This window comes from Herbaspirillum lusitanum P6-12, from assembly GCF_000256565.1.
Lineage (GTDB): Bacteria > Pseudomonadota > Gammaproteobacteria > Burkholderiales > Burkholderiaceae_D > Herbaspirillum > Herbaspirillum lusitanum.
The window spans coordinates 1-4,543 of sequence record NZ_AJHH01000181.1 but is presented as its reverse complement, the minus strand read 5'-3'; the positions used below and the strand labels follow the sequence as shown (position 1 = coordinate 4,543).

Annotated in this window: 5 protein-coding genes and 1 pseudogene; all 6 read left to right on the top strand. The window is 62.6% G+C overall.

Going from position 1 to position 4,543, the window contains the following annotated elements:
• Positions 1–33: 33 nt before the first annotated feature.
• Positions 34–219, top strand: a pseudogene (locus tag HLUSI_RS31365) (delta(1)-pyrroline-2-carboxylate reductase family protein); the annotation flags it as partial.
• A gap of 93 nt (positions 220–312) precedes the next feature.
• Entirely contained in the window at positions 313–1,242 is a 930-nt protein-coding gene (locus HLUSI_RS0106315) for a branched-chain amino acid ABC transporter permease (RefSeq protein WP_016833192.1), read from the top strand.
• 29 nt (positions 1,243–1,271) lie between these two features.
• Positions 1,272–2,489, top strand: coding sequence for an ABC transporter permease subunit (locus HLUSI_RS0106310; protein WP_016833191.1), 1,218 nt, complete (start codon positions 1,272–1,274; stop codon positions 2,487–2,489).
• A 43-nt stretch (positions 2,490–2,532) separates the two neighbouring features.
• Complete coding sequence (locus tag HLUSI_RS0106305; RefSeq protein ID WP_016833190.1) at positions 2,533–3,303, top strand: ABC transporter ATP-binding protein; 771 nt, start codon at positions 2,533–2,535, stop codon at positions 3,301–3,303.
• A gap of 19 nt (positions 3,304–3,322) precedes the next feature.
• Entirely contained in the window at positions 3,323–4,048 is a 726-nt protein-coding gene (locus tag HLUSI_RS0106300) for an ABC transporter ATP-binding protein (protein ID WP_016833189.1), read from the top strand.
• Positions 4,049–4,218: 170 nt separating this feature from the next.
• Positions 4,219–4,543, top strand: a 325-nt coding sequence (locus tag HLUSI_RS0106295; protein WP_016833188.1) for an RcnB family protein, incomplete at its 3' end; no start/stop codon positions are given.

Genomic DNA, 4,543 nt, shown 5'->3' with positions numbered 1-4,543 from the left:
TAAGGTCGCACCGCCGATAGCAGGCGCTGCGGCGGCGCCAAGCACGAAGCCGGCGACCTGATCCAGGCCGGCGTCGACTGGAGCCGCGTACGCGCCATCGGCGACATCCTGGCCGGTCGCGGCGAGCCCGTGCAAGGCGTGCCGGTCTTCAAGACCGTCGGCCAGGCCTCATGGGATCTGGCGGCGGCGCGCGTGGCGCGCGACATGCTTCAAGGCTGATTTTTAAAGCTGATTTGCAAAGATTCAATCCACAGATTTACACAGAACCGCCAGCCAACAAGCAAAGCGGAAAAAAAGGAGCTTAGGAGACATATGGACATATTCATCCAGCAAATCATCAACGGCCTGGTCCTGGGGAGCATGTACGCCCTGATCGCATTGGGCTACACGATGGTGTACGGCGTGCTGAACCTGATCAATTTTGCGCACGGCGACGTGCTCATGATCGGCGCGATGGCGGGCTTGAGCATCCTGAAGCTGATCCAGCACGTGGCGCCGGACCTGCCGGGCATCGTCAAGCTGATCATCGCCATCATCGGCGCGATTCCGGTGTGCGTGATCGTCAGCATGATCATCGAACGGGTGGCCTACCGTCCGCTGCGCAATGCGCCGCGCCTGGCGCCCCTGATCACCGCCATTGGCGTGTCGATCCTGTTGCAGACGCTGGCCATGATGATCTGGGGCCGCAGCCCGCTGCCGTTCCCGCAGATCATGCCGTCGGACCCGGTGCACATCGCCGGCGCGCTGATTTCGCCCACGCAGATCATGCTGTTGCTGCTGGCCCTGGCGGCGATGATCGGCCTGGTCCTGATCGTCGAGAAGACCAAGATGGGCCGCGCCATGCGCGCCACGGCAGAGAACCCGCGCATTGCGGGGTTGATGGGCGTGGATTCGAATCGCGTCATCGTCGTCACCTTCATCATCGGCGCTGCGCTGGCGGCGATTGCCGGCGTGATGTGGGCGGCGAACTACTCCACCGCCCAATTCGCCATGGGCTTCGTGCCGGGCCTGAAGGCCTTCTCGGCGGCGGTGCTGGGCGGCATCGGCAACATCTACGGCGCCATGCTGGGCGGCATCCTGCTGGGCCTGATCGAAAGCCTGGGCGCCGGTTACATCGGCGACCTGACGGGCGACTTCCTGGGCAGCAACTACCAGGACATCTTCGCCTTCATCGTGCTGATCATCGTGCTCACTCTGCGTCCCTCGGGGATCATGGGTGAACGCGTGGCCGACCGCGCCTAAGTTAAACAAAATATCAAAGAGAGACCGACATGGCCTTCCTCACCTTCGACAAGAAACGCAACCCGCAGCAGGCCAGGATCAGCCTGGCGGCGCTGTTGATCATCATGATCGCCTTCCCCTTCGTTGCCAGCATGTTCGGCAACTCGTGGGTGCGCATCATGGACATGGCGTTGCTGTACATCATGCTGGCCCTGGGCCTGAACGTGGTCGTGGGCTTCGCCGGCCTGCTGGACCTGGGCTACATCGCGTTCTACGCGATCGGCGCCTACACCGCCGGCTTGCTGGCCTCGCCGCAGTTCGCCGACGTGCTGCAATCCTTCGTCAACACCTATCCGGCGGTGGGCAACTTCCTCGTGATGGTGTGCGGTCCGCAGATCGTGCAGACCGGCATTCACTTGTCGCTGTGGATCATCGTGCCGCTGTCGGCCTTGATCGCGGCCCTGTTCGGCGCCTTGCTGGGCGCGCCGACATTGAAACTGCGCGGCGACTACCTGGCCATCGTGACCCTGGGCTTCGGTGAAATCATCCGCATCTTCATGAACAACCTGAACGCACCGGTGAACATCACCAACGGTCCGCAGGGCATCAACCTGATCGACCCGATCCGCGTCTTCGGCGTCTCGCTGGCCGGCGAGCCGGGTTCGGGCTCGATCGTCAAGTTCCTCGGTTTCAGCATGCCGTCGGTCAATGCTTATTACTTCCTGTTCCTGCTGCTGTGTATCGGCGTGATCTTCTTCTCGATCCGCCTGCAGGACTCGCGCCTGGGCCGGGCCTGGGTGGCGATCCGCGAAGACGAAATCGCGGCCAAGGCCATGGGCATCAACACGCGCAACGTCAAACTCCTCGCGTTTGCCATGGGCGCGTCGTTTGGCGGTGTGGCCGGCGCCATGTTCGCCTCCTTCCAGGGCTTCGTGTCGCCGGAATCCTTCTCGCTGACCGAATCGATTGCGGTGCTGGCCATGGTGGTGCTGGGCGGCATCGGCCACATCCCCGGCGTGGTGCTGGGCGGGGTGATCCTGGCCGCCTTGCCGGAAGTGCTGCGCCACGTGGTCGAGCCGGTGCAGATGAGCCTGTTCGGCAAGGTGTGGATCGACGCCGAAGTGCTGCGCCAGCTGCTCTACGGGCTGGCCATGGTGATCATCATGCTGAATCGTCCTGCCGGCCTGTGGCCGTCGCCGCGTCACGAAGACCGGCCCGAAGCCGACCACCCGCACGGCAGTGACGCCGTCGGCGTCGTCAAGGCGTAACCACATCGACGCGCATATAAAAGACAGCAGAGGACGAATCCCCATGAGCACCAACACCCTGTTAAAAATCGCCGACGTCAGCAAACGCTTCGGCGGCCTGCAAGCCCTCTCGGGCGTGAGCCTCACCATTGAACAAGGTCAAATTTACGGCCTGATCGGCCCCAACGGCGCCGGCAAGACCACCTTCTTCAATGTCATCACGGGGCTGTACCAGCCCGACACCGGCAGCTTCGAGCTGGCCGGCAAGCCGTACAGCCCGAGCGCCCCGCACGAAGTGGCCAAGGCCGGCATTGCCCGCACCTTCCAGAACATCCGCCTGTTCGGCGACATGACCGTGCTGGAGAACGTCATGGTCGGCTGCCACGTGCGCACCAAGCAGAACGTCTTCGGCGCGGTGTTCCGTCACAAGGCGGCCCGCGACGAAGAAGCGGCGATCAAGGACAAGTCGCAGAAGCTGCTCGACTTCGTCGGCATCGGCACATTCTCGTCCAGAACGGCGCGCCACCTGTCCTACGGCGACCAGAGAAGACTGGAGATTGCCCGCGCCTTGGCGACCGAACCGCAACTGCTGGCATTGGACGAACCGGCGGCCGGCATGAACGCCACCGAGAAGATCGGTCTGCGCGAACTGCTGGTGAAGATCCAGGCCGAAGGCAAGACCATCCTGCTGATCGAACACGACGTCAAACTGATGATGGGCCTGTGCAACCGTCTCACCGTGCTGGACTACGGCAAGCCGATTGCCGAAGGCGTGCCGGCGGACGTGCAAAAAAATCCCGCCGTGATTGAAGCCTACTTAGGCGCTTCCCATTAAGCCCGCAGGACACACGACAATGACAACGAACATCTTGAAAATCGAAGACCTGAGCGTGGCCTACGGCGGCATCAAGGCCGTCAAGGGCGCGAGCCTGGAAGTCAACGAAGGCGAGCTGGTGACGCTGATCGGCGCCAACGGCGCGGGCAAGACCACCACCTTGAAAGCCGTCACCGGCACCTTGCCGGACTCGAAAGTGCAAGGCCACATCAGCTACCTGGGCCAGCCGCTGAAGGGGCAGAGTTCCTTCAGCCTGGTCCAGAAAAAGCTGGCGATGGTGCCGGAAGGGCGCGGCGTCTTTACCCGCATGAGCATCCACGAGAACCTCCTGATGGGCGCCTACACCAGCGACGACAAGCAGCAGATCGCGCAGGACATCGAGCACTGGTTCACCGTCTTCCCGCGCCTGAAGGAACGCGCCGGCCAGATGGCGGGCACCTTGTCGGGGGGCGAGCAGCAGATGCTGGCGATGGCGCGCGCGCTGATGAGCCATCCGACGTTGTTGCTGCTGGATGAACCGTCGATGGGCCTGTCGCCGATCATGGTGGAGAAGATCTTCGAGGTGATCCGCAACGTGTCGGCGCAGGGCATCACGATCCTGCTGGTGGAGCAGAACGCCAAGCTGGCGCTGGAGGCGGCGCACCGGGGTTATGTGATGGAGTCGGGGCTGATCACCATGAGCGGCAATGCCAAGGACATGCTGAATGATCCGCGTGTTAAGGCGGCTTACCTGGGTGAAGGCTAAAGGGAAACTGAACGAGCGTCGATCCTGCCAAAGGCATCAGGTAGCATTCAGATACATCCTTCAAGGAACGAAGGGACTTGTTAAGGTATCCACTGTATGGTCCTGCCGCATCAGGAGCAAGAATGCATGCGGCGGGGTTTCAGACAGTCAATATCACAAGGGAGCCCTTCATGAATAAGAAATCCATCGTCTCCTCGGTTCTTGCACTGACGCTCGGCATCAGCGCTTTACCTTTGGCCCAGGCGCAACAATACGGGCGCGACGACCGTCGTCCGCCGCAAGGCCAGGATGATCGCCGCGGTCCGCCGGATCGCCGTGATGATCGACACGACAACCGCCGCGACGACCATCGCGGCCCCGATCGTCGCGATGAGCGCGGCGCCGGTCCCAATCACGCCTTCCATCGCGGCGACCGCCTGCCGCCGGAATACCGCAACCGCCAATACGTCGTTAACAATTGGCGCGAACATCGCCTGAGCGCGCCGCCGCGCGGCG